At 62.5% G+C, this 25,654-nt stretch carries 23 protein-coding genes; 12 read left to right on the forward strand and 11 right to left on the reverse strand.

Annotated features, from left to right (window positions below):
* Positions 1 to 12: 12 nt before the first annotated feature.
* The 3 genes from MU551_RS07785 to MU551_RS07795 all read left to right on the forward strand — a co-directional run bounded on the left by MU551_RS07785 (position 13) and on the right by MU551_RS07795 (position 3,149).
* Positions 13 to 693 carry an arsenate reductase/protein-tyrosine-phosphatase family protein gene (locus MU551_RS07785; RefSeq protein WP_247042217.1) on the forward strand — a complete coding sequence of 227 codons (681 nt, stop codon included), beginning with the start codon at positions 13 to 15 and terminating at the stop codon, positions 691 to 693.
* A 140-nt stretch (positions 694 to 833) separates the two neighbouring features.
* Entirely contained in the window at positions 834 to 2,024 is a 1,191-nt protein-coding gene (locus MU551_RS07790; protein ID WP_247042219.1) for an LCP family protein, read from the forward strand.
* 15 nt (positions 2,025 to 2,039) lie between these two features.
* On the forward strand, positions 2,040 to 3,149 hold the full coding sequence (locus MU551_RS07795) for an LCP family protein (RefSeq protein WP_247042221.1): 1,110 nt from the start codon (positions 2,040 to 2,042) through the stop codon (positions 3,147 to 3,149).
* Positions 3,150 to 3,174: 25 nt separating this feature from the next.
* Here MU551_RS07795 and MU551_RS07800 read toward each other — a convergent pair whose 3' ends face one another.
* Entirely contained in the window at positions 3,175 to 3,474 is a 300-nt protein-coding gene (locus MU551_RS07800) for a DUF4190 domain-containing protein (RefSeq protein WP_247042223.1), read from the reverse strand.
* Between the two features lie 267 nt (positions 3,475 to 3,741).
* Positions 3,742 to 4,572, reverse strand: coding sequence for a methyltransferase domain-containing protein (locus MU551_RS07805; protein ID WP_247042225.1), 831 nt, complete (start codon positions 4,570 to 4,572; stop codon positions 3,742 to 3,744).
* Between the two features lie 133 nt (positions 4,573 to 4,705).
* Between MU551_RS07805 and MU551_RS07810 the strand changes: the two genes are divergently transcribed.
* The gene (locus tag MU551_RS07810; RefSeq protein WP_247042227.1) at positions 4,706 to 5,422 is read left to right on the forward strand and encodes an ArsR/SmtB family transcription factor; all 717 of its coding nucleotides are present in this window, start codon (positions 4,706 to 4,708) and stop codon (positions 5,420 to 5,422) included.
* A 65-nt stretch (positions 5,423 to 5,487) separates the two neighbouring features.
* Here the strand turns inward: MU551_RS07810 and MU551_RS07815 are convergent, their stop codons facing one another.
* Positions 5,488 to 5,859 carry a hypothetical protein gene (locus MU551_RS07815; protein WP_247042229.1) on the reverse strand — a complete coding sequence of 124 codons (372 nt, stop codon included), beginning with the start codon at positions 5,857 to 5,859 and terminating at the stop codon, positions 5,488 to 5,490.
* Between the two features lie 312 nt (positions 5,860 to 6,171).
* Here MU551_RS07815 and MU551_RS07820 point away from each other — a divergent pair, with 312 nt between their 5' ends.
* Positions 6,172 to 6,546 (forward strand): cupin domain-containing protein, encoded by a 375-nt coding sequence (locus tag MU551_RS07820; protein ID WP_247042231.1) that lies wholly within the window; start codon positions 6,172 to 6,174, stop codon positions 6,544 to 6,546.
* 91 nt (positions 6,547 to 6,637) lie between these two features.
* Complete coding sequence (locus MU551_RS07825) at positions 6,638 to 8,857, forward strand: S9 family peptidase (RefSeq protein ID WP_247042233.1); 2,220 nt, start codon at positions 6,638 to 6,640, stop codon at positions 8,855 to 8,857.
* Between the two features lie 93 nt (positions 8,858 to 8,950).
* Here the strand turns inward: MU551_RS07825 and MU551_RS07830 are convergent, their stop codons facing one another.
* Complete coding sequence (locus tag MU551_RS07830) at positions 8,951 to 10,108, reverse strand: glutamate--cysteine ligase (RefSeq protein WP_247042234.1); 1,158 nt, start codon at positions 10,106 to 10,108, stop codon at positions 8,951 to 8,953.
* Positions 10,109 to 10,320: 212 nt separating this feature from the next.
* Positions 10,321 to 11,475 (reverse strand): acetate kinase, encoded by a 1,155-nt coding sequence (locus MU551_RS07835; RefSeq protein ID WP_247042235.1) that lies wholly within the window; start codon positions 11,473 to 11,475, stop codon positions 10,321 to 10,323.
* Positions 11,476 to 11,701: 226 nt separating this feature from the next.
* Between MU551_RS07835 and MU551_RS07840 the strand changes: the two genes are divergently transcribed.
* Positions 11,702 to 11,902, forward strand: coding sequence for a hypothetical protein (locus MU551_RS07840; RefSeq protein WP_247042236.1), 201 nt, complete (start codon positions 11,702 to 11,704; stop codon positions 11,900 to 11,902).
* Here the strand turns inward: MU551_RS07840 and pta are convergent.
* Positions 11,899 to 14,010 (reverse strand): phosphate acetyltransferase, encoded by a 2,112-nt coding sequence (gene pta / locus MU551_RS07845; protein ID WP_247042237.1) that lies wholly within the window; start codon positions 14,008 to 14,010, stop codon positions 11,899 to 11,901. The genes MU551_RS07840 and pta overlap by 4 nt on opposite strands.
* Positions 14,011 to 14,125: 115 nt before the next feature.
* Between pta and MU551_RS07850 the strand changes: the two genes are divergently transcribed.
* From MU551_RS07850 to MU551_RS07860, 3 genes are read left to right on the forward strand one after another with little or no spacing between them, the layout of a single operon-like run.
* Positions 14,126 to 14,626, forward strand: coding sequence for a hotdog fold thioesterase (locus MU551_RS07850; protein WP_247042238.1), 501 nt, complete (start codon positions 14,126 to 14,128; stop codon positions 14,624 to 14,626).
* Between the two features lie 31 nt (positions 14,627 to 14,657).
* On the forward strand, positions 14,658 to 16,040 hold the full coding sequence (gene paaK / locus MU551_RS07855) for a phenylacetate--CoA ligase PaaK (protein ID WP_247042239.1): 1,383 nt from the start codon (positions 14,658 to 14,660) through the stop codon (positions 16,038 to 16,040).
* A 13-nt stretch (positions 16,041 to 16,053) separates the two neighbouring features.
* Entirely contained in the window at positions 16,054 to 16,656 is a 603-nt protein-coding gene (locus MU551_RS07860) for a TetR/AcrR family transcriptional regulator (protein ID WP_247042241.1), read from the forward strand.
* Between the two features lie 99 nt (positions 16,657 to 16,755).
* On the opposite strand, the gene MU551_RS07865 is transcribed toward MU551_RS07860, so the two are convergent.
* Together MU551_RS07865 and MU551_RS07870 are read right to left on the reverse strand one after the other, a co-directional pair.
* Positions 16,756 to 17,097 (reverse strand): DUF8129 domain-containing protein, encoded by a 342-nt coding sequence (locus MU551_RS07865; protein ID WP_247042243.1) that lies wholly within the window; start codon positions 17,095 to 17,097, stop codon positions 16,756 to 16,758.
* 132 nt (positions 17,098 to 17,229) lie between these two features.
* Positions 17,230 to 17,637 (reverse strand): VOC family protein, encoded by a 408-nt coding sequence (locus MU551_RS07870; protein ID WP_247042386.1) that lies wholly within the window; start codon positions 17,635 to 17,637, stop codon positions 17,230 to 17,232.
* A 179-nt stretch (positions 17,638 to 17,816) separates the two neighbouring features.
* On the opposite strand from MU551_RS07870, the gene MU551_RS07875 reads away from it, so the two are divergent.
* Complete coding sequence (locus tag MU551_RS07875; protein WP_247042249.1) at positions 17,817 to 19,091, forward strand: glycosyltransferase family protein; 1,275 nt, start codon at positions 17,817 to 17,819, stop codon at positions 19,089 to 19,091.
* Between the two features lie 86 nt (positions 19,092 to 19,177).
* Here MU551_RS07875 and paaZ read toward each other — a convergent pair whose 3' ends face one another.
* Positions 19,178 to 21,298, reverse strand: a complete 2,121-nt coding sequence (paaZ, locus tag MU551_RS07880) for a phenylacetic acid degradation bifunctional protein PaaZ (RefSeq protein WP_247042251.1) — start codon at positions 21,296 to 21,298, stop codon at positions 19,178 to 19,180.
* 299 nt (positions 21,299 to 21,597) lie between these two features.
* On the opposite strand from paaZ, the gene MU551_RS07885 reads away from it, so the two are divergent.
* Positions 21,598 to 21,963, forward strand: a complete 366-nt coding sequence (locus MU551_RS07885) for a PaaI family thioesterase (protein WP_247042389.1) — start codon at positions 21,598 to 21,600, stop codon at positions 21,961 to 21,963.
* A 4-nt stretch (positions 21,964 to 21,967) separates the two neighbouring features.
* Here MU551_RS07885 and MU551_RS07890 read toward each other — a convergent pair whose 3' ends face one another.
* Both MU551_RS07890 and MU551_RS07895 read right to left on the reverse strand, forming a co-directional pair.
* The gene (locus MU551_RS07890; protein WP_247042253.1) at positions 21,968 to 24,727 is read right to left on the reverse strand and encodes a S1 family peptidase; all 2,760 of its coding nucleotides are present in this window, start codon (positions 24,725 to 24,727) and stop codon (positions 21,968 to 21,970) included.
* A 71-nt stretch (positions 24,728 to 24,798) separates the two neighbouring features.
* A complete protein-coding gene (locus tag MU551_RS07895; RefSeq protein ID WP_247042255.1) occupies positions 24,799 to 25,542 on the reverse strand; it encodes a tyrosine-protein phosphatase in 744 nt (247 codons plus the stop codon).
* Positions 25,543 to 25,654: the final 112 nt, after the last annotated feature.

Below are 25,654 nucleotides of genomic sequence, written 5' to 3' on the forward strand. Positions count from 1 at the left end.
AAGCCCTCGCCTTTGGAAACGCCCGCACCAGCAACCGTCCGAATCCTAGCCGTCTGTACCGGCAACATCTGCCGCTCGCCCGTGGCGGAACGGCTGCTTCAGGCCGGGCTCGACCAGGTTCTTCCCGGCGGATTCAAAGTGCGAAGCGCCGGCACCAGAGCGATGGTGGGGGACCCCATCCAGCCGCTTTCCGCTGAAATAATCACCGCGTACGGAGGAAACGCCCTGCATTTCGCGGCACGCCAGCTGACACCAGGAATCCTCCGCGACACAGACCTGGTGCTAACTATGTCCACCGCGCACCGGGGTGAAGTCCTCAAACTGGACCCCTCGCTGCTGAAGCGGACTTTCACCATCCGGGAATTCGCCCGGATGCTCGAGGTACTGGAAGAGCGGGGCGACCAGCAGCGGCCAGGCCGAACGCGACGTGAGGCCGGGACGCCGTCGTCGTACCCGGACAAGTCGTACCCGGACAACAAGCAGCTGTGGCGGGACCTCCCAACCAGGGCCGCATCCGTCCGGCACCTCGCCCTGGCCGCAGACCCCAAGGACAACGACGTGGTGGATCCGTACCGCCGCAGCGCGGATTACTACAGCCGGATGGAGGATGAGCTGGCGCCGGCCATCCAGACCATCCTGCGTTACGCCAGGGTCAATGCCGTTGCGGGCGAGCCCGCCACCAGGGGACATTGACTTGGCCTCTAGTCCGGCGTGCCCCACTGGACGCTGAGCAGGTGGATGCACTACTTGCTTAAAACAGGTACAGGTACTCGCTTTTCTGCGCCGAAAAGTACCTATATTCCGCGGATTTCAGAGGTGGTAGCGTCCCCCTCATGGCACCCCCGCCTGGCGCATGGGACGAAACCGCAGAGCCATTTGATTCTGCAGGTTCCCCCTCTGCGCACGGCAAGAAAATCGGTAAGGCATCCACAAGAAGACGAAGAGCGCTCCTTTACACGCTTGCGGCCCTCATCCTCGTCCTCACGGCATCGGGCACCTACGTCTACAACCTCGGGCGCATCTATGACTCCAAGACCACCAAAATCGAGGATGTCTTTCCGGACGAGTCCCTGCGGCCTCCTCCGAGGGCGGTTCCCGGTACTGCGCCACAAGGGACACGCCCCAACGACCCGGACAGCCCCAGCTCGACCAATCCTGCCGGCCCAGGCATAAGCAACCTGGCCAGTCCCATCAGAACAGGTGCACCGGTGAACATCCTGTTGCTGGGCTCCGACAGCCGCAACGAAGTACTTGAAACGGCCAGTTCTGGATCCGCTTCCAACCAGCGCGCAGACACCATCATGCTGCTCCACATCCCCGCTGATCGCTCCACCGTCTATTCCATCTCCCTCATGCGGGATCTCTGGGTCAGAATTCCTGGAAACGGCTCTGCCAAGATCAATGCTGCCCTCGCATTCGGCGGCGTTCCCCTGATGGTGCGAACGATTGAAGATCTCTTGCAGCAGCGCATTGATCACGTTGCCATGATCGATTTTGCAGGATTTAAAGAATTGACCGACGGGCTGGGGGGTGTGGAAGTGACCATCGACAAGCCCTTTACGTCCTATCACGACCACTTTGAGTTCAGTGCCGGAAAGAACAAGCTCAACGGCGAACGCGCCCTGGCCTTCGTCCGGGAACGCTATGCCTACTCCGACGGTGACTACCAGCGTGTCCGCAACCAGCAGGCGTTCCTCCGCGCCGTTGTTGGCAAAGCGCTTTCAGCGGGCACATTGGGGAATCCAATGCTGGTGCACAACTTGCTCGACGTCACCGCTCCGTATATCAGCGTGGATGCCGGGCTCGATGCAGCCACAGTAGGTTCCTTGGCCCTGAGCCTCCGCGACATTCGCAAGGACGACGTCGTCTTCTTTACACTTCCCACTTCCGGAACAGGGCGGTCAGGGGATGGGCAGTCGATTGTGGTTCCGGACCTATCAGCAATCAGGGCAATGGCCGCGGCCCTCGGCAACGACTCGCTGGGCGACTACGTAGCGGAAAAGGGCCTCGGGGATGGAAACTGATTCCAGGGAGGAATCATGACCGAAGAATCTCATGACCCGCAGCCTGCAAGGGGTGGAACGAACCCGGCTAACATGCAAGGGCGGCCTCAACTTTTCCTTGCCCTGGCCATATCCTTCGTTCTGGTACTTGGCGTCATCAGCGCGGCCCTCTATTTCAACCGGCAACCCACAGCGAGTCCCGGGCCTTCCCCGACGGTAACGTCAACCCCCACGGAAACCCCCACACCAACTCCCACGCCTGCTCCTGCACCCCCACCGCCACCCCCGCCTCCGCCGGAGCCGCCCCCGGTGGCGATGAATATCCTCCTGATCGGCAGCGATATCCGCGGCGACGCCCGTGCGGCGGAAGCCGAGCGGGGGTTCACAGGGCAGCGGGCTGATCATCGTGCAGATGTCCTGATGCTGGTGCACGTCCCTGCCGACAGGCAGCACATCTATGGCATCTCGCTGATGCGGGACCTCTGGGTGGACATCCCGGGCTATGGCGGGTCGAAGATCAACGCCAGCCTTGAAATAGGCGGCGTGCCCCTGGTGCACCACACTGTAAGCACCCTGCTGAACAGCCCGATCGATCGCACAATCATGGTTGACTTCGACGGTATTAAGCACATCGCCGAAATACTGGGAGGGGTCGAGGTGAACGTCCCTATACCGTTCACGTCCACTCATGACGCCCGGGATCACTTTCCTGCCGGTATCAACAAGCTTTACGGCTCGCAGCTCCTGCAGTTCCTCCGGGAGCGCTACGCATTTTCCGACGGCGACTACCAGCGGGTCCGTAACCAGCAGACCTTCCTGCGCTCGCTCTTGGCCCAGGCCCTGAACTATAGCTGGCTGGCGGAGCCCAACAAGGCCCGGGATATGGTGGTGGCGGTTGCGCCGCACGTCACCCTCGACCCCTCGGCGGACCTGGCAGAGCTCGGCCGCCTCGCTTACAGCCTTAGGGGTACAAGACCCGAGAACACCATCTTTTTCACCCTGCCGACCGCCGGCACGGGCTTCTCCGCTGACGGTCAGTCCATAGTGCTGCAGAATCCCGCAGCCACCGCTGCTGTGGGCGCCGCCCTGTCCGAGGGCAGGATCGGCGAGTATATCGCCGCCAATGGGTTAAGTGCTGGGAATTAGTGCTTGGAGTTTTCCGTCTTCCCATTCATAACGGCGCTGGCTGCTGGGCCAACACCACCGCGAAGTAGATCATGGAAACCAGGGCGAAGGTGGCAATAGCGTAGCCAATGACCAACGCGGCCAGCGCCAGGCCTTTGCCCCGTTCGTCTCGCAAGTTGATCTGGTTGATGGCTACGTGCCCTGCTCCTACGGCGAAGACAGCTATGACGCCAACGCTGGAAAGAAGCATCCCTCCAGCGGCCACAGCTGCCAACAGCAGTGACCCAACGGCCAGCCGATTGATTCTTTTAACAGGCGTCCTGTTTTGGGTGCTCTGAATAGACATGTTCTCCCCCAACTCTCGTTCGTGTCACGAGTCTAGACCTGTCGTTCTTTGCTGCAGGTCATGAGGCAAACGTAGCTCAGGGATACCAGACAAGCGACATTAACCCCCTGCCGCCTTTCCGCCGCAGGGAAGGGGACGTCAGGCCGCCGCTGCCAGTGCGGGCAGCCAGGGCGTCGAAAAGGACATCAGGATGTGGTCTCCCTGCCCTCACCAGCCCTGAGTGTGGGACACCTTCATTCGTTGACGTCCAGAGCTTCAGGAGGCCTATCAGCCCTTGGTCGCCGCAAAAGAGAGGCTCATTACGCCAAACCTGTCAGTTGCTTTGCGGGCCCTGCCGGACAGGAATTCGTATGGATTCCTCTTTTGCTCCCCCAGCCGCAGCCCGCTGTCGGTGATCAGCTGCTGATACACATCCATCTGCTCAGCACCACCTACGCATGCAGCCCATAGGTCAGCATCACAAACAATCTGGGGAGTCAGCGGCCTGCTGGTAACGATGTCCGCAAAGACGAGCCGTCCGCCCTTTCGCAGTACCCGCTCAGCCTCGCGGAACACGGCTACCTTGTCCGGAGACAGGTTGATCACCCCGTTGGAGATGACGACGTCGAAACTGGCGTCTTCGAATGGCAGCTCTTCTATGTGACCTTGCTTGAAGTCCACAGTGGGGAATGCTCCGCCCTTTAGGAACCCGCTTGCCTTGTGGAGTTGCTCCGGCGTCATATCCAGGCCCATAACGGATCCACCGTGCCCAACAGAGACCGCCGCAGCGAAGACATCCGTTCCGGAGCCACTTCCCAGATCGAGGACCCTTTCACCAGGGGAAAGCCGGGCAAGGTCAAAGAAATAGCCCACTCCGGCGAAGGACTCCACGGCACCGGTAGGAATGGCGTCGAGCAGTGGCACCGGGTAGCCGAGGCGTTCCGCCAGGGAGCGGCCCAGCTCAAAGTGATACGTCCCCTCCGGTGCCAAGGCCACCTGACGGTAAACACCTTTGACTTTGGCCTCCAGGTCAGCGCGATCCACAGCCTCTCTCGCATTCCTCAGACCAGCCTCGATCAAATTTTCTACGTCGTTGCGGACGGTCTGCACTTCCTCCATTACGGTTCGCCTCTTTCGATATGACACCAGGGGGCCGGAGGAACTCCGGGCATATTCAAGTAGATGCTTGAATTTTGTTCCTGACCGGCGTATCTTGTCAAGGAGTTACTTGAATAGTATCGAGGGACACGCAATGAGCAGGCACAAGAAGAGCATGGGCAGCACCCCAGGCGGCCACGACGCTAAGAAGGAACTGTTCGACGGTTTCGCATCCGTGGCCAAGGTCATGAGCAGTGGAAGACGCGCGGAGATCGTGGACGTCCTTGCACAGGGTGAGCGTCCGGTTGATGAGATCTCACGTGAAATTCGCCAGAGCATCGCCAACACGTCCCAGCATCTGCAACTGCTATTGCGCGCGGGGCTCGTCAAGAGCCGGCGCGACGGGACGAGGATCTACTACTCGCTCAGCGGCCCAGCTGTCATCCGACTGTGGGCAGCCGTCCGGGACGTGGCCGTTGAGCACCTTGCCGAGCTTGACGATCTTGCGACGTCCTACTTGGGAGACCGGTCCAGCCTGACCACCATGACCCGCGATGAACTGCGTGAACGGATCGGCGATGGCGACCTGATGCTCATCGATGTCCGTCCTGAGGCAGAGTTCCGGGCCGGCCACATTGCAGGCGCGGCGTCAGTGACAATCAAGGAGCTGGAGACTCGGCTGGACCAACTGCCCAATGACAGGCTGATTGTTGCGTACTGCCGCGGGCCTTACTGCGTCTATGCAGACAACGCCGTCCGAATTCTGACTCGCCACGGCATGAAGGCCGCACGGCTCGAGGAAGGATTTCCCGAGTGGAAAGAAGCAGGCCTCCCGGTGGAAGCCTCCAATACCAACGCATCCGGGGCATGACATGTTCCGGAACGGAAACCAGGACGACGCATCCCTGCCGCCTTTCCAGCGGCAGGGAGTGTTTCTCAGGCGGCCGTTGCCAAAGCGGGCAAGCGGCGTCCCGCCATAGTGCGCCTCCCGGCGTTGGAGACGGCCACCAGGGGTTTTTCCACTGCGGGGGCCACGATGCGGAGTCTGCACTCGGACTGGAACGGATCAATGGAGGCTGGCAGGTGATGGGTTTTGGAGCACTCGCGGAGCTGCTCCAGGGCCGCTGTGTCTACCCTTGCGTGGCTGACGTCAACAACGACGTCGAGCCCTTCCCTAAGATGATTGGCTCGCTTCACAACCACGTACAGTGCTTGGATGCTTTGGGCGGTCACATGACCTTGGGCGGCCACCTCGGCCTGTCCGCAATCCAGGTCAACGCGGACCAGTACTCGAAGTTTGTCGTTCAATGGAATCCCCCTCCATGGGTGGCCGCGACGCTGCGACCGAACCCCACACTAAACAGCACAATGTGATGTACGCAACATTCGCCGTCATATTGATACCGGAATGCGTCAAAGAGTTGCGCCGTTGGGTTTGGCATCGGGAAACACCCGGACGCCACTTATTGACATTGCCTATCCCCGGGAGCACCCTGATATCGCCAGTCGCCGGAGTTCGGCTCTGCCTCGAAAGACGCTGCGGAGCCTGCATTCCCGGAGCACCCCGGCAGGGGCCTCCGGAGGACCAGTTATTGCCGCTCCCTCTTGAGGAGAACTGAAATGCCCGTAGTAACAGTCAAGGCTCTTGAATCAAAGTCCTTCAACGAACCGGATGAGAAGCGCCGCCCACCCAAGACCGAAGTAGACGTCGTCAACATTAGCGACACCACTTTGGGCAGGTTTACCTTTGAGCCCGGCTGGCGCTGGTCCGAAACAGTCAAGACGGTAGTCCACACCGACAGCTGCCAGAGCAACCATCTGGGCTTCTGCACGGCCGGCACGCTCACCGTTCAGCTGGAAGACGGGACACGCACCACCATCCATGCCGGCGACGCCTATGCCATTCCTCCTGGGCACGATGCCTGGGTGGAAAATGACGAGACGTTCGTGGGGTACGAAATCATGAGCGCGGCTACCTACGCCAAGCCCGCTTAGTTTTTCGAGGCCAGAGACCAGGGTTTCAGCCCTCAGCTGGAACCCTGCCCGGCCGGAGGCGCACAACGGAACGTGGCGGTAGATTGTTGGAATGACCGAAACTCCGCTGCAGACCACCGTCGCCGCTCCGCCCGTTGCCCGGAAAGTCCCCACAGAACGCACCCACCACGGTGACACGTTCGTGGACAACTATGAGTGGCTCCGGAGCAAGGAATCCGCGGATGTTGTGGAGCACCTGAAGGCAGAAAACGCCTACCAGGAAGCGGTGACTGCCCACCAGCAACCCCTGCGCGAGGCCATCTTCCACGAGATCAAGGGCCGCACCCAGGAGACGGATCTGTCGGTACCCAACCGGAAAGACGGCTGGTGGTACTACACGCGCTCTGTTGAGGGCAAGGAGTACGGTATTTCGTGCCGTGTCCTCGCCAGCAATACCGGCGACCCCGTGGCCGACTGGACCCCTCCCGAGGTGGAAGCCGGCGTTGAGATCCCCGGCGAGGAGATTTTGCTGGACGGGAATCTGGAGGCCGAAGGCCAGCCCTTTTTCTCCGTCGGCGGGACAGCCGTCACTGTGGACGGCAACATCTACGCCTACGCGGTGGACAACTCGGGCGACGAACGCTTCACCCTGCGGATGAAGGATCTCCGGACCGGCGAGATGCTGCCCGACGTCATTGAGAACGTGTTCTACGGCGTTGCCTTCTCCCCCGACGGCAGCCGGGTCTTCTACACCGTGGTGGATGATTCCTGGCGCCCGTACCAGGTGAAGGCCCACATCCTGGGCACCCCCGTGGAACAGGCCGCCATTATTTACCAGGAGGACGACGCCGCGATGTGGTTGGGCTTTGAGCTCTCCGCTGACCGGCGGCACCTCGTGCTGAGCATCGGCTGCTCGGAGTACAGCGAAACCCGGCTCCTGCGCTTCGACGATTACGACGCCGGACTGACCACCGTCGTCTCGAGGAATGAACGCGTCCTGTACGAGGCCGAGCCATTCCTGCTCGAAGACGCCTCGGGTGCCCGCACAGAGCAGATCCTCGTCACGCATAACCGCAACGCTGTGAACTCCATGGTCTCGCTCGTCGACCCTTCCGAACTTTCAAAGCCGCTGTCGGAGCAGCACTGGACCGCCGTCGTCGAACATTCCGACGACGTCCGCGTCAACGGTGCCGGCGTCACCTCAACTCACCTCATTGTCTCGGTCCGCAAGGACACCATCGAACGCGTCCAGGTCCTGCCCCTGGCGGGTCTGGGGACTCCGGCGCAGAGCGCTCCCGTAGAGCCCGCGTTCGATGAGGAGCTGTACACGGCCGGGGTGGGCGGCTCCGACTACGAGGCGCCCGTGATCCGGTTGGGCTACACGTCCTACTTCACGCCGTCGCGTGTCTATGACTTTGTGCTTCCCACGGCGGAACAACCGGCCGGGGAACTGCTGCTCCGTCGCGAAAGCCCGGTGCTGGGCGGCTACTCCGCCGCTGACTATGTGGCGACCCGGGAGTGGGCAATCGCCGACGACGGCACCCGGATTCCGCTGTCAGTGCTCAGGCACGCGTCACTGAAGCAGGACGGCAGCAACGCCGGGCTGGTGTACGGCTACGGCTCGTACGAGATGAGCATGGATCCGGGATTTGGGATTGCCCGCTTATCCCTCCTGGACCGCGGGATCGTCTTTGTGATCGCCCATATCCGTGGCGGCGGTGAGCTTGGCCGGCACTGGTACGAGGACGGCAAGAAGCTCCGGAAGAAGAACACCTTCACTGACTTCATCGCTGCCACTGACTGGTTCGCGGGCTCCGGCTGGGTGGACCCGGCAAGGATTGCTGCGCTGGGTGGTTCGGCCGGCGGACTCCTGATGGGCGCCGTGGCCAACCTCGCACCGGAAAAGTATGCGGCAGTGGTGGCGCAGGTGCCGTTCGTGGATCCCCTCACGTCCGTGCTGGATCCGGAACTGCCGTTGTCCGCCCTGGAGTGGGAGGAATGGGGGAACCCCATCACGGATCCCGAGGCGTACGCCTACATGAAGTCCTATGCGCCTTATGAGAACGTGCGCGCGGCCAGGTATCCCAAGATCGCCGCGGTCACCTCCTTCAACGACACGCGTGTCCTGTATGTGGAACCGGCCAAGTGGGTTCAGGCCCTGCGCGAGGTCACCACCGGCAGCGAGCCGATCGTGATGAAGATCGAGATGGAGGGCGGGCACGGCGGAGCCTCCGGCAGGTACGTCCAGTGGCGAGAGCGCGCCTGGGACTATGCCTTCATCGCCGATTCCCTCGGAGCCAACGAGCTGCTTCCCGGAGCCGGGCTCAAGTAACCCCTCCCCTATCCATTGCTCCGTAGGTGCCCTTTTGAGCACTGATAACGGCACCTACGGAGCAATCGATGAGGGGTGGAGCAGCGACGGTTCCTAGTACCGCATCGGCCGCTGGAAGACTTCCTCGGGCGGGACATCACCCAGGCGGTGCGTCCGTTCCACCGCTTGGGCCACCATCCCGGCGAGGGAACCGGCAGCCAGCGCAGCCCGGCGCTGAATCGCCGCACCCGTTCCGCCAGCGAGGATATCCCCTACAACACGCGCCACGTCACCGTCTTCTCCGGACTCTGCCAGGGCCTTCTGTACGTGGTCCAAGAGCGCGGCGACGACGACGGCGGCGTCCCGTGGCTGCCCCGTGATCGGATGGATGAGATCGCCTTCCACCCCTGACTTGCTCGCCTTCCACGATGCCAGGCGCAGGGCACTTGCCGGGACGGGGCGGGGTTTCCGGCCCGCTTTCCAGTCACGCGCGGCCGTCTGCACGAGTGCCCGGACCACAGCGGCCATCCCTGCTGCATGTTCCGCTTCAAGGCACACGTCAGCGATCCGCACTTCCACCGTGGGGTGGTTCCGGGAGAGCCTGGCGTCGAAGTAGATCATTCCGGGGTCAAGGGGAACCCCCGTGTCCAGCAGCCGAGCCACCTCCCGCCGGTAAGCGGGCGCAGAGCCGAAGATCTCACAGGGTCCCGACGTCGGCCACCGGTTCCACAGCTGGTACCGGTAACTGGCAAAACCGCTGTCGGTCCCACTCCAGAACGGCGAGTTGCTGCTCAGGGCAAGAAGAACCGGCAGCCAGATCCGGATCCGGTCAAGAACAGCCACGCCTTCCTCTGCAGAGCCCACCTCCACGTGGACGTGGAAGCCGCACGTGAGCTGGTCCTTCATGGTCCGGCCAAAGCGGGACTCCATGGCAAGGTACCTGCTGGTCCGCACAATATGGGGGACCACCGAAACGGCGGAAGTTGCCAGTGCCACAGCCCTGGCCCCTGCGCTGGATGCTGCGGCATCGGCAAGACGCCGGCCCTGCCTGATGTTGGACAAGGCATCGGCCATCGTCAGGGACGGGGACCCGACCACTTCGATCTGCTCCTGCTTGACCTCAAGTTCGAGGAAGGCCGCATGGACGGCAGCAGGTTGGCCGGCAAGGGCCGAGGCTACGGCGGGCACCGGCTTGAAGGTGAGGGAATCCACAAGCAGCAGTTCCTCTTCGACCCCAAACTGACGCAATTGCCCGGGCTGTTGATACTTCACGTTTGACCTCCATGGTCGAACGATCATCTTTGACGGGCCACCTGCTCGACCCGGAGAGAACGAACCAATCCCTTCCAGCCGGGTCCGAAGGATCTCCTCAGGCCAGGATGTGAAATCAATTATAGGCAGGCTGTCTGTGCCGCCAGCAGGGCCATTTGCTGAGAATTACCGGTCAGTTTCCCCAACGTTAAGCCGGAGAGCCGTTGCAGCGGTCAACCGCGGACGACGGCGGCAGTTGCCTCCGCGATGGCCTGCTCTTCATCGGTGGGAACCACAAGCACGGGGATGGCCGAGTCGGCCGCAGAGATAACCCGCGCCAACTTGGACCGCACCTGGTTGAGACCGGCGTCGAGCTGTATCCCCAAGGCGGCCAGATGCTCCCCGACGAGCGCGCGGAACTGATGGGAGTTTTCGCCGATCCCTGCCGTGAACACAATCGCCTTTGCCCCGCCGGCCGCCACATGGTAGCCGCCGATGTACTTTGCCAGCCGGTACGAAGCAACGGCGAGCGCCATGGACGCCTTGGCATCGCCGGCCTCGGACGCTTCCACTACTGAGCGCATGTCGTTGTTCCCGGCCAGTCCCTTGAGCCCGGACTGGCGGTTAAGCATTGAGTCGATATCCTCGGTTGACCAGCCGGCTCGGGCCAGGAAAACGAGGATGGACGGGTCCAGATCTCCGGACCGCGTGCCCATGACCAGACCCTCCAGGGGAGTGAAGCCCATGGAGGTGTCCACTGATTTTCCGCCCTGGATCGCAGTGACGGAGGCGCCGTTCCCCAGGTGGGCGATGACGCCGTCGAACTCTTCCACGGGAAGATCCAGCATGGCTGCGGCGCGCTGCGTCACAAACTCATGCGATGTGCCGTGGAAGCCGTAGCGGCGGATGCCGTGGTTCGTGTAGAGCTCGTCCGGGACGGCGTACCGCCAAGCGTGCTCGGGGAGGGTGCGGTGGAAGGCGGTGTCGAAGACGGCCACCTGCGGCATGTCCGGCCACTTCTTGGAGATGGCGCGGATGCCCAGCACGTTCGCCGGATTGTGCAGGGGCGCCAGCGGGTTGAGGCGTTCAATGGCCCTGGTGATCTCGTTGTCGATCAGGACGGGCTCGGAAAACCGTTCGCCGCCGTGCACAACGCGGTGCCCCACTGCTGCCAGCTCAAGCTCTCCGAGTTCCTGATGGATGGCGGCGTCCACTTGCTCAAGTGCTTCGGCGTGGTCCCTGGGGCCGATGATTTCGCCGTCGCCCTCCCCTCCGTTGCCCATACCGATTTTCTCGATCAGTCCTTCGGTGAGCACGTTGGCTGCTTCCACATCACGGACCTGGTATTTGAGCGAGGACGAGCCGGAATTGATGACGAGGACGAGCACGGGGCCTCCTAAGCCTTCGGTTCTGCTGCGGACTGGGCCTGGATGGCGGACGGGCTTACTGGTCTGGCGTCAAACGGGGCCTGGCGCAGCGCCCTTGGGTCCCACTATAAATTGCCGGGCTGGCAGTTCCGTGGCTCGCCCGGCCACAATTCGGCTGCCTTGCGTATCCTGTGGGCGGCGCCTACAGTCGGCGGACAGCCTTGACCCATACCGAGAGGAACTTTCCATGACGAACGACCCCGGTCAGCCGGACAAGACCACGCCTGAGAACATCGAGGCCCATACCGAAACCGCCCAGCCGCCTACAGGCGGCACGGAGGGCGAGAAGAAGAATGCTGATGACATGGACCTCACGCCCCTTGGTCTTTCTGGCGAGGCGGCCAAGGAGGAGGACCCGGAGAGCTTCGCGAAGCCCGAAAACAGCTAGTTCTGCGGTAGAGACTGGTCTGCCGGAAGCTGTGTGGCTGTCATCTGGGCCTGGATGGCGGTGATGGCCACGGTGTTCACGATGTCCTCCACAGTGCAGCCGCGCGAGAGGTCGTTCACCGGCTTCCGCAACCCCTGCAGGACAGGCCCGACGGCGACCGCCCCGGAGGATTGCTGCACCGCCTTGTAGGTGTTGTTGCCGGTGTTCAGGTCCGGGAAGATGAACACCGTGGCCTGTCCGGCAACTGTTGATTCCGGCATCTTGGACTCGGCGATGGCGGCGTCCACTGCGGCGTCGTACTGGATGGGACCTTCGACGGCGAGGTCCGGCCGGCGGGCCTTCACCAGTTCCGTGGCCTGCCGGACAGCGTTCACGGCCTCACCGGAACCGGAACCGCCGGTGGAGTAGGAGAGCATGGCGACTCGCGGCTCCACCCCGAACTGGGCTGCGGTTTCGGCCGAGGCCAGGGCAATGTCTGCGAGCTGTTCCACGTTCGGATTCGGGTTCACGGCGCAGTCCCCGTAGACCAGCACACGGTCAGGCATCAGCATCAGGAACACCGAGGACACGATCTTGACGCCGTCGCGGGTCTTCACGAATTCCAGGGCGGGGCGGATGGTGTGGGCCGTGGTGTGCGCGGCGCCGGACACCATGCCATCCACTACTCCCAACTGGACCATCATGGTTCCGAAGTAGCTTTCGTCATGCATCACCTCAAGCGCTCTGGGTAGGTCAACGCCTTTGTGTGCCCGTAAGTCGGCGTACTTCCGGGCGAACTCCTGCCGCCATCTGGAAGTGACGGGATCCACGACGTTGATCCCGGTCAGGTCGATCCCCTGGCTTACCGCGAGCTCCCGGATGTCCGCTTCACGGCCCAGCACCGTGAGCTCGCAGACATCGCGACGGTGCAGGATCTCGGCTGCCCGCAGGATCCGAACGTCCGTGCCTTCGGGGAGCACAATGTGCCGCCGCTGCGACCTTGCCCGCTCAACCAGGTCGTGCAGGAAGCGCAACGGCGTCATCCGCTCCGCGCGTGGCAGGTGAAGCCGCTCCACCAGTTCCGTTTCGTCCACCCGCCGGGCCCACAGGCCAAGGGCAGAAGCAACCTTGCGGCGGTGGCCGGACCAGATTTCGCTGCGGACCTCCGAGACCTGCTTGGCGGTGGTGTATGTGTCGTGCGGCGCCGTGAACACGGGAAAGGGTGCCTGCGCCAGAAGCGAATAGATGGTGGGATCCGGGGCGAGGTTGCCGGTGAGGATCAGGCCGGAGGGCACCGGGAACTCCGGCGAGAACGACGACGCGAGGCAGGCCACCATCACGTCCGCCCGGTCACCCGGAACGATCACCAGCGCGCCGTCGTCGAGCACGTGCAGGAAGTTGGCCACATTCATGGCCGCCACTTTGTTGGAATGGACATCCCGTTCCATGTCCTGGCGCCCGGCCACTTGCCGGATTCCGAGGGCGGACGCTACCTCCCCGATGGTGGGGCGGGCGATGTCCTCCAGCTCGGGAAGGACATAGACCGGGCGGCCGGAAGCGCCGGGACGTACGGCTGCGGCAATGGCTTCAAGATCGCCGGCATCGGCGCGGTTCACCATGATGGCCAGGAGGGAGCAGCGCTCTGCGACCAGTTCCTTGCGGGCTACGTCGACGGCGTCAGCGGCTTCCGCCACAGTGCGGCCTTTTGCCCCCACAACGGCTACGACGGGGGCCGCAAGATTGTTGGCGAGGCGGGCATTGAGATCGAATTCGACGGCGGCATCCTGGCCTGTCAGATCTGTGCCCTCAACAATCACCACATCGCAATGGCGGGACATTTCCGCGAAGATCTCCACACACTGGGCGTCAATTTCGGCCCGGTTGCCCTCGGCCAGGAGCTTCCTGACTTCTGTGGAAGTCAGGCCGCCACGGCACCGTTCATCGTCCAGGTCGAAGCGGGCCTTCATCAGCGCCACCATGGGATCAGCCGAAGGGTCATCGCCGTGCACTACCGGCTTGAAGAACCCGATCCGGTCCGCGTGCCTGTGGAGCGTGTCCGCCAGGCCCAACGCGACGAGCGATTTCCCCGAGCCTGGAGTTGTTGCGCTGACGTAGATCCCTTTAGCCATGGTCCACCCTTGGTTGTGCTGGTCCCGTCCCACCATCCTTTCACCTCTTGACAGCCACCACCCAAATGGGATTACCTAATGAACATTCGGTAAATAAAGCTGGAGGCAATGACGCATGGCTGAACTCACCATTACCCATCCGATACTGAAGGACGACTACGCCTCCGAATGGATGGGCATCGAGGTCCTAGCGCTCAGTGAAGGCCACGCCACCATCCGGATGACCCTCCGCCAGGAGATGCTCAACGGCTTCGGAATGGCGCACGGCGGAATGATCTTCGCCTTCGCCGATTCCGCCTTCGCCCTCGCCTGCAACCCGGTCAACCCAACAGCAGGGGAGGCGGACACCATCACTGTTGCCGCCGGCGTCGACATTAACTTCCTGCAACCTGCCTATACAGGCCAGGTGATCACCGCCATCGCGGACCTCCGGGCGAGCGCCGGGCGTACCGGACTCTATGACATCCGAATCTTTGCTGCCGACGCCGGCACTCCGGCCGCGGCGGCGACGCCAACTTCCGACGCCGGTGCCGACTTCACCCCTGGCGAACTCATCGCCGAGTTCCGTGGGCGAAGCCGGACCATCGCCAAGAAACAGAACCCCACCGGGCCATAGACCCGGCCTGGCAATAGAACAGAGAACCATCATGACCCTGCACGCCACCGAGCCCGCATCAGCTTCCAATGAAGCCGTCCTGGACCGCGAAGAAACCATGTCGCGCGACGAACTGGAGGCCCTGCAGCTCAAGCGCCTGCAGGACACCGTGGCCTACGCCTACGAGCGAGTGCCACTGTATAAGCGCAAATTCGATGAGGCTGGCGTCCACCCCAGCGACCTGGAGGATTTGGCCGACCTGGGCAAATTCCCCTTCACCACCAAGGAAGACCTCCGGCAGGAGTACCCCTTCGGCATGTTTGCCGTCCCGCAAAACGAGGTGGCGCGCGTCCATGCCAGTTCAGGCACCACCGGCCGCCCCACCGTGGTTGGCTACACGAAACAGGATCTGGCCGATTGGGCAAAACTGGTGGCCCGATGCCTGCGTGCCTCGGGTGTCCGGCCCGGCATGAAGGTCCACAACGCTTACGGCTACGGTCTCTTCACCGGCGGACTGGGCGCCCACGCCGGCGCCGAACTCCTGGGCTGCACCGTCATTCCGATGTCCGGCGGGCAGACGGAGCGTCAGATTCAGCTCATCCAGGACTTCGAGCCTGACGCGATTCTGTGCACCCCTACATATCTGCTGACCATCGCCGACGCCATGATCCATGCGGGAATTGACCCCGCCTCGACGTCCCTGAAGTACGCCGTGCTGGGAGCAGAGCCGTGGACCGAGGAGATGCGGCACGAGCTTGAAGCCACCATGAACATCAAAGCCTGCGACATTTACGGACTGTCCGAAGTCATGGGCCCGGGAGTGGCGGGGGAAGCGGTGGAGACGCAGGACGGCAGCCACATCTGGGAGGACCACTTCCGCCCCGAGATCATCGACGCGTTCAACCCTGTGGTTGGCGTGGACGCGGTGCTGGGCGACGGCGAGCACGGCGAACTGGTGTTCACGTCCCTCACCAAGGAAGCGCTGCCCATCGTTCGTTACCGCACCAAGGATCTCACCCGCCTCCTGCCGGGCACGGCCCGCCCTGCGCATCGAAGAATGGGCCGCATCACGGGCCGCAGTGACGACATGATCATCCTCAGGGGCGTCAACCTTTTCCCGTCCCAGATCGAGGAGATTGCGCTGCGGATCCCTGAGCTGAGCCCGCACTTCCAGCTGGAACTCACCCGCCCTGAAGGCCAGCGCATGGACCAGATGACGGTCAAGATCGAGCGGCGGGAATCAGTCACACCAGAGCAGAGTTCGACGGCGGCACAGACCTTGCGGGAGCAGATCAAGATCCACGTGGGTTCTTCGTGCGAGGTTGCTGTGGTGGAGCCCGGAACGTTGGAGCGCTCGAGCGGGAAGCTGCGGCGGATCTACGATCTCCGGCCCAAGGGTCAGTCCGGCCAGGCCGCACCAACCGACCGTTCATGAGAAACTAGCCAACATGTCCAGTACAGCACCCACGAAGCGCGGCAGGCCCGGTTACGACCAGCAGTCGGTGCTGCTGATCGCCGTCGACGTTTTCAACAAGCACGGCTACGACGCCACGTCGATGGGGATCCTGGCCGAGAACCTGGGCATCTCCAAGTCGGCGATCTACCACCACGTCCCGTCCAAGGGCGATCTGCTAAAGCTGGCTCTGGAACACGCCCTGGGTGGGTTGGAGGCCATCCTGGACGAGTCGGAGGCCAAGGAAGGCTCGGCAGAGGCACGGCTTGAATTCGTGTTGCGGCAGACCATCAAGGTGCTGGTGGACCGATTGCCGTTCGTAACGCTGCTCCTGCGGTTGAGAGGCAATACGGAGATCGAACGGAACGCGATGGAACGTCGTCGCGCCTTCGACCACATTGTTGCCGAATTGATCTCGTCAGCCCAGGACGAGGGCTCCATGCGCAAGGACATCGACCCGCGCACGGTAACGAGGCTCCTGTTCGGAACCATCAACTCCATCGTGGAGTGGTACAAACCGGGCGGTTCCCTGTCCCCCGAAAAGCTCGCCGACGACGTCATCACCATGGCGTTCCGAGGGCTCCAAACCAAGCCCTAGCCCAACGCTCCCTCACATCCCGCGGGCTTTTCCCCAACGCTCCCTCACATCCCGCGGGCTTTTCCCCAACGCTCCCTCACATCCCGCGCCCGACAGGGCTCAGGGGCGAGGCTGCGCCTGTGTCGTCGAGACACCATGGAATGGCGGGTTGATTTTCGGACCGGCAGTGTCCGGGCTGACTTGAGACCCCGCATGGCCCTCTGTCATTTCGGGGAGATCCTGCGGCACCGACCCACTGGGTTCAGCACCTTCCTGCAGAGCGTGCAGCCGGCTCTCCAGAACCTGAATCACCGGCAACCTGTCCCCGTGATGCCGTTCATAGTCCAAGATGGCTTCGATGCCTGCCTGATCCAAGGCGTGGATCCGCGAAGGAAGCGTGCCGAGGGGGATGTGATCGTAGTCCGGAAGCGGCAGTTGACCCCGTTCAGGGGAATGGTTCATGACTCCTCCTGGGTTGTTGGTCTGTCCACGGTAACAGCGGCAATCTTGAATTTGAAGAGGCCCCTGAAGCCCCTAAACGCATCGAAAAGCTGAAGGCGTCCCACTTGTGCGAGACGCCTTCAAAGGCGGGTTTCACAGCTGATATTCGGCCTGCTGCCCCAAGGTTTCATGGATGCAGAGGACGTTGTTCTCCGTGTCCATAAACCAGGCGCACTTCTCGGATTCGGTTGAACAAATATGGTTCTCCGTTTTGAGATCCGGCTCGTCGTAATCCTGGAAACGGATGCCCTTCCGCTCCAATTCCTGAACGGCCTCCTCGATGTTGCGCACCTCGAAACTCAAGGTTGTGTGCTCCGAGTGCTTACCATCCTTAATGGGCTTCAACTGCAGCATGTGGCCGCCGTCCATACCGAACAATTCGCTTCCGTCATCTGCCACTCCACGGTGCGGAAGTCCCAGCGCCTCTGCATAGAAACGGCGGGCACGCGCTACATCATCGACGGGCAGGACAGTAGTGGCCGTGCTTAGTCCCAAGGTCATCATTTCGCCACCTCCTACGCTGAAAATTTTACGCTTCAGAGCCGTTGAAGACCCGTGAAATATCGTCCATGAGAAACTAGTGATTCAGGTTCGCGCCCAAATGACAGGATCGGCTCATTTCTACTGACGCATTTTTTAGCAGACTGTCATGGTTCCGGTCCCGACTCATCCCGCTTCGTTTGGAACGGGCACTGAACTCGCCCGCCGGCCTGCTCATCGGCTACCTGATTATCCACATGGGCTTCCTGGTTTTCTCACTCGCGTTCTCGATGCGTGGCGCAGCACTTGGCGACACTGCGATTTACCGCGAATGGATGCTCAATGGCTTCAGCAGCGAAAATCCCAACGGAGGGCCGAGCGCGTCCGTGTATCCGATTCTTGCCGTGGTACCCATGGCAATAGCGGGCCTCGCAGGGCACCAGCTCTTCTTCTCTGGATGGGTCTTAATGGTCACCGTTCTCAACGGCTTGGCCTTAGCCAAATTGACCAGTTGGGGCCGTCGGCAGAAAGCGATCAGAGCAGCGTGGTGGTGGCTCGTTTTCACAGTTCTGCTGGGTTTCGTTGGATTCTCACGGGTGGACGGCGTAACAGCACCCATCGTTCTCATCGCCCTGGCTTTTGGAGTGTCTGCGCCGTTCATCGCCGCACTGCTCTTAAGCATTGGCACATGGATCAAGGTCTGGCCAGCCGCAGTGCTGCTTGCCTTGTTTGCTGTTACCAAGAGCCGGGTGCTACTCCTGACCGCCGGGATCTTGGTGACAGGGGCAGCGGTAGGACTGGCAAGCCTCATGGGCTGGCTCCCTGCTTTGATGAATTTCCTGACGCTGCAAGGCAGCCGGGGCATGCAACTCGAGGCCACGTTCAGCACTCCCTGGTTATGGCTGGCGGTGCTCGGCGTCGACGGCTCAAGAACTTATTTGAATGTAGGGATTGGCTCCATGCAGCTGGATGGACCAGGAACCGAGCTTATGGCCGTCCTGATGCAACCATTGTTGATTCTGGTTGCCCTCTTGGTCGCCGGGTTGATTTTTTGGGCACTCCACAACGGCAAGCGCGCAGGGGGCCAGGATCGCAGCGAACTTTTGCTCGTGGGATCGCTCGCCATGGCGACAGCATTCGTTGTGTTCAATAAGGTGGGGTCACCCCAGTTCGTCCTGTGGCTGGGCCCTGCTGTGGCAGTGGGACTGGCGCACAACTGGAAAGAGTGGCGTGTTCCGGCCGCTTTCTTGACTGTTATCGCCGTCGCTACATTCTTTGTCTTCCCAGTGCTCTTTCAGCCCCTCAGCCACAACAACCCGTTTGCCGCACTGGTCCTTACAGTCCGAAATCTCTTGCTGGTGGTGCTGCTCCTCTGGTCGCTGCGGCGCCTCTATGCTCTGGGCAAAGAGCCCCGAAATCCGGAAGCGGACGAATTACAGGAAAAAGCACCTGAGCAGAGGAGCACTGCCGCCTAAACCCGCCAAACGTGAGGGAGCGTCCCCCAAAAACCCGCCAAACGTGAGGGAGCGTCCCCCAAAAACCCGCCAAACGTGAGGGAGCGTTACTTCTCCACGAGGGTCAGGACGTCGTAGGTTGCCACAATTTCGTCGTTCTGGTTGGTCAGGAGGGCATCCCACGCCACCTCGCCATACTCGTCAGTTTCGCGGGGCGTGATCTTCTTCGCGGTGAGCGTGACACGGATCGAGTCCCCTGCCGCCACGGGGGTGATGAAGCGCAGGTTTTCCAGTCCGTAGTTGGCGAGGACAGGCCCCGGAGCCGGCTCGACAAACAACCCCGCAGCCCAGCTCAGGAGCAGGTACCCGTGGGCCACTATGCCTGGGAAGAACGGGTTGGCTTCCGCAGCTTCCTGGTTGGTGTGCGCGTAGAAGGTATCCCCGGTCGAGTTGGCGAATGCGGTGATGTCCTCCAAAGTCACCTGACGCAGCTCGGAACGGACTGCGTCCCCGATGCGCAGGGTCTCCAGAGACTTCCGGAACGGGTGCGTCTGCTCCGTTTCCAAGGTGAAGTTCCGGTCGGCCCCGGCATGCCAAACACCCGTGACGGCGGTGAGCATGTTCGGTGAACCCTGGATGGCGGTCCGCTGCATGTGATGCAGGACGGAGCGGATTCCGCCCAGCTCCTCGCCACCACCGGCACGCCCCGGACCACCATGAACCAGGTGCGGCACCGGCGAACCATGACCTGTTGAGCTTCGCGCGTCCTCACGGTTGAGCATGAGCACGCGGCCATGGTGGGCTGCAATTCCTGTCACCAGTTGTCGGGCAACCTCGGGATCATTCGTGCAGACGGAAGCAACGAGGGACCCGCCGCCACGGGCAGCGAGCCGGACGGCGTCGTCAATATCCGTGTAGCCGATCACGGAGGATACTGGCCCGAAGGCTTCAAGCGAATGGACCTCTTCTGCCTCTGCATCCGCCCAGCTCAGCAGGACGGGCGACATAAAGGCACCGCCCTCGACGACGCCCACTCCCCCGTCCTTATTGGTGACCTTCGGGGAATCGAGCGTGCCGTACGCGAGTTCACCTCCGGCGTCGAGCATCGACTGAACGGCCGCACGCACGTCCGCAAGCTGTTCCAGCGAGGCAAGCGCGCCCATGGTGACGCCCTCAGCGCGGGGATCACCAAGGACCACGCGCTCCCGGACACGATCACCCACGGCGTTGACGACGTCGGACACCAGTTCCTGGGGCACAATAGCCCGCCGGATAGCGGTGCACTTCTGCCCGGCTTTAGTGGTCATCTCGGCAACCAGGGACTTGATGAAGGCATCGAACTCCGGGGTCCCCTTGACGGCGTCGGGCCCGAGGATGGCCGCATTGAGGGAGTCTGTCTCGCAGGTGAACCGAACTCCGCCTTCGCCAATGTTGACGTGGGACTTGAGCTTGACGGCCGTGGACGCGGATCCCGTGAATGACACCAGGTCCCGGTAATCCAGATGGTCCAGAAGGTCGCGGGCTGAGCCTGAAATAAGCTGCAGCGCACCCTTGGGCAGGATGTTGGACTGCACGATTGCCTTGACCACGGCAGCAGCAACGTACCCCGTGGGCGTAGCCGGCTTCACGATGGTGGGGACCCCGGCAAGGAAAGCAGGGGCAAGCTTCTCCAGCATCCCCCAAACAGGAAAGTTGAAGGCGTTGATCTGGACTGCGACGCCGGGGATGCGCGTGTAGATATGTTCGCCGGCAAACGATCCGTCCTTCGACAAGACCTCCATGGGGCCGTCCACCACCACTTGGGCGTTGGGAAGTTCGCGCCGCCCCTTTGAACCGAACGTGAAGAGCACACCGATTCCGCCGTCGATATCCACCATCGAGTCGATCCTGGTGGCGCCGGTCTGCGAGGAGAACACGTAGAACTGCTCGCGGCGCTCATTGAGGTACTGCGCCAGCTCCTTGAGCTTCAGGGCGCGCTGGTGGAACGTCAGCTTTCCGAGCTCCTCCTGCCCGGTGGTACGTCCATAATCCACGACGGCGGCAAGGTCCAGTCCCTCTGTGCTCACCTTCGCAAGGAGCTCGCCCGTACTGGCATCCAGGACCGGGACCGCGGATTCTGCGGCGACGGCGTCCGGCGTCCACCAGGATTCCTGAACGTAGCTGGGAACGGTTTCTACTGCATCTACCGTGGGCTGGGTGTCTCCAAAGGAGCTGGTAATGGTGGTCATCGTTGACGGGTCCTTCCAACGCGGGGCAAGATCATACAGCCAGCATTACTGACCGTCCGTTCGGTAATATGACTAGAGTACATGAATGTGCGGTGCCGCACACTAGAACCCGCACACTGGATACAGCAGGCAGACCCGATCCATGGCACACAGCTCCAGAGGAGAAATGAATGATTCCCGAACCCGGCATCCCGGCGAATGCCGCCGACGATGAGGCTTTCGACCCAAGCCGAGCTGAGGATGGCGGCTCCGAAAACACCGGGCTCTGGAAAATCACACTCGGCGAACTCGACGAGAAGATGGGGGTCAGGATCCTCGAGGAGTCTGTGGAGCGGGTGGTCGCCACAATGCCCGTGGAGGGAAACCGCCAGTCGTTTGGGCTCCTGCACGGTGGGGCATCCCTGGCAGTGGGAGAGGCTGTTGGATCCTGGGCTGCGGTGATTCACGCCAGCACGATGGGCAAGACCGCCGTAGGGGTGGACGTTTCCGCAACCCACCATCGCTCAGCCCGCGAAGGCCTCATCACCATCACCGCTACTCCGCTCCAGCTCGGCAGAACACTCACCGCTCACGAAGTAATCATCACCAACGAAGGCGGCCAGCGGCTGTGCACCCTCCGGATCACCAATCTGCTGCTTGATCGGAAAGACTCCGCCGACGACTGAGGCCCTAGCGGCGGGCGCGGCGTCGTCTGACCGTAAGCAATGCGATTGAGCCGAGGAGCAGAACGCTCCCTCCGATGCCAGTAACAAGCCAGATACCGTAGGCGCCCGTGCGGGCGAGCCAATCGGACGACGCCGGGTTGGTGCTTCCGGCGCGGCTGGCACCTGACGTATCACCAAGGTCGGCGGGAAGCACGGCCGTAACTGAGGGCTTCGGATCCACGATGAAGGTCAGGGCAGCCTCGGCCGACGCCACGCCTTCCATGGACTGGGTAACGGCCAAGGTATGGGCACCGGCCGTGACGGTTTCAGGCAGGGAAACGCTCCAGACCCCGTTCACTACGGCAGCCCGGGAATCCCGGGCATCTACGGCGGGTTTGGCAGCCACGGCGCTTTCGAGCCTGACGCCGTCCAACTCGACACTGACAAGCGCGCCGTCGAGGCCTGTGCCGGTGAGTTCCGGGGGAACGGCATCCCAGGCGAAATGCTGGCCGTCCTGGACGTTGGTCACAGTGGGAGCGGGCGGTACCAGGGTGAAGTTTCGGGTCACGGGTGGACTGTCCTGCATCCCGGTTGCTCTCTGGTGTGCGGTCACGGCGGCGGGGCCGAAGTCGGTTTCGCCCTCTACGGGGAAAACCCATTGGCCGGTCCAGGAAACAGGGGCCGAACCGCCAACCGCTCCGGAGAGTTCCACGGTGGCGCCGGGTGTTCCGCTTCCGCGGATTTCGTCGATGGAGGTGAGCACCGCATTTTCGGAGGGGCCGTCAATTACCGGAGCAGGCAGAGTTCCCGACTCGACGACGACGTTCAACGCCGCCGCGCCTGAGCTGCTGAAGCCATTGACTGTCTGGGCCGTGAAGTTGAGTTGGCCAAGGGTAGCGGGCGCGGTGAACCGCCACGTGCCGTCCATGTCGACAGGCACCTCGAAGGGGTCCTGCCCGGGCACCGAGATCCGGACCTTGGAGTTGGCCGCGAGGGAGGTGGCAGGGGCGGCATCTACTCGGCCAGTGATGGATCCGCCTCCTGCGACCGGCCCGCCGTCGGCCGGGCTGGTGAGCACCGGCTTACTCAGGAAGACCTCCAGCTGCACGCCGGGGAGGCGGGTCATGGCGTCATTGAGGGTTGTGGCAACAGCGAAGTTCTGCGCGGATCCTGGAGAATCGCCTGCAGTGTGGGTTCCCACCGCAAAATTGCCGCTGATCCAGGGCCCACCTGAATCTCCACCGCTGGACTGCACGGAGAAGGAGAGGAATCCGCGGACGGCCCTGAAATCATCGGTGTGACCACTGTGGCCGCCCATGACATAAATCCCAACCTCGTCCACGGTGCCGCAGGACCATCCTGAAGTGCGTCCGGACCGGCAAACGTGCTGTCCTTGGAATGGCTGGGTGCTGCCCACGATCTGGACGCTGCTGGCTCCGAGGTCCGAGGGGTCGCCCCACTGCGTAGCCGCCGGCTGGGGTTTGAGGGCGGCTGGAACCGACTCGATAACGGCGATGTCCGTGCCGATATTGCCCATAGTGTCCGGATTCTCGGGGTTCCCGGTTATCCAGGAGTTGTTGGGACCGCCGAACTGGCTGAATCCGAAGGTTCCGAGTTTCTCCGTGATCCCCGGTGGTACGGAGGCTCCGCCGGCTGGTTCGCTTGCGGGGAGTGCCACCTCAGCCAGCTGCGCAGTACCGTCGTTGGCGCAATGCCCTGCGGTCAGTACCAAGGGTTCGCCGCTGGCGCTGAAGGCCGAAAAGCCAGCCGAGCAGACGGTATCCCGGTCGATGAAATACCCCTGTCCGCCGAAGAAATCATCTTCGGGCGCGATGGGTTCGCCTTCCTCGAGTTTGACGTTGGCATATTTAGCCACAAATTCCGACGGCGACATCTTCGCGGCACTGTCAGTCTCGCCGATGGCAGCCTCCCCTGCACGGCTCTCCCCAGCAGGGATCTCGCCTGCGGCGGGTCCTCGGGCAGCGGGTCCTCCGGACGGAACCCGGGCAGGCTTGGACGATTCAGGCGAATTGGAGCCGCCGGTGCGAATGACGAAATGCCCGTCGCTGAACGCCACGGACTGAAGGCCCGAGGTCCCCACCTCCTGGACGTACGCCTGATACAGCTGGTCGATGCTGGCAGCCATCAAAGCGGACTCGGCTTCCTGCGGAGGGGCCGGCGGAGCTGCGTCGGGGCCCCCCTCAGGGGAGGGCGACGGCGCCGGCGTGGGTTGAGGCGAAGATGGCGGGTCTCCTGCCGGAGACGTTTCAGGATCCGCAGGTTTTGATGCCACGGGTGGGTCAACGAGTACTATCTCATCCGGTCCCTGGTCATTCAGTTCGGCAATCCTGGCCTGGAGCTCCCGGCCTGATCCTTCGACCACTATCTTGCCGTCTTTGATGCTGATGCCTACAAAACCGGGGAGGTCCCGCAAGGAGGCTGCGGCGTCGGCAGCGCGCTTGCCCTGCTCGCCGGCGGCGGCGAACTCCTCCGGGGTCATTCCCAGGTCCCGCAGGATGGCCTCTTGCAGACCGTCGGCGCTGATTCCTGCCGAAAGTTCTCCCGGTGAGGTGCCGGACGGATCCCCGGATTCAACTGGAGCTGGGGCGTCCGTGGTGGTTGGAGCGAACGTGGCCGCAGACGCCGTCGTCCCTGAGCCGTCAGAGTTGGGTTCTGTCTCAGCAGAGGCCGGAAGGGCGCCCAGCGTGGCTCCCAAAAACAATGCCGCCGCGGCGCCCAGGGCGAGAGTCCGCCGCAAGCTGTTCCGAACCACGCTGTAACTCACGGTCTCCCCCAAAGATCGGTTGCTCGCCGGAACACTGATGCAGCTGCCGCCAAGAGGAGGAGCTTAAGAGTTCACACCGCCACCCTACCGCGCAGCAGGGCCAGGATTGCAGATAGTTCCTCATCCGTGACCCTGTTTTGTAGCAGATATTGCCGGGTATTCAACCGGCGCACAAATTCGAGGACCCTTTTACCGCGGGATTCGAGCAGGGGGGCAAGGGCCGTTTCGTCCAGATAGCGTTCGTGGACGTGTGGCGCTCCCAGGGCGCGGTGACGCTCGTTGATCCCCCGCATCGCTGCCTGGTAGCCGGAGACGATGCTGTCATCATCGGCGCCGGCAAGATCCTGAAGCATCGCGGCGATCATTCCGCTGCGGTCCCGGCCTGCGGAGCAATGGATGATGACGCCGCCGGGAGCTGCTGCAACGGCTTTGAAGACCGCTGCCAGTTTCTCCGGGAAAAGCCGCGCATTGTCCAGATACGCTGCCGGATCATTCAGATAGGGCTGGCAAATGGAGCGGAATTCAACATTCTCCGGATCTTCAGTTGGCGCCAGCAGCACCTGAAACCGTGCCATCACGCTCTGGCCCACCACCGGGTCGGCGTCCCGTGGCTGCCGTTCTCCCCCATTGCGAAGGTCAATAACTGTTCGGATACCGTCGTCATACGCTTGGTCCCAGCCGGTCTCAGTGAGCCACTCGCGCCTGCCCATGCGGTAGACGTCCCCGGAAATCCGCCACGCGTTGACTGCGCCCTCCCAGTTGACGGCGGAGGCCTGATTCCGGGCCCCAGCCGTGCGATGCGCAGTCTCATCCATTCAGCCAGCTAAGCACATCGGGGGTGTACTCGCACTCTCTGTTCCATCTCCATCCAAGCGAGCAAAAAAACGAGTACAGGCTGCCCGTGTCAGTCGCCGCATCCGGGCGTAT

Source organism: Arthrobacter rhizosphaerae, from assembly GCF_023062595.1.
GTDB classification, from domain to species: domain Bacteria; phylum Actinomycetota; class Actinomycetes; order Actinomycetales; family Micrococcaceae; genus Arthrobacter; species Arthrobacter rhizosphaerae.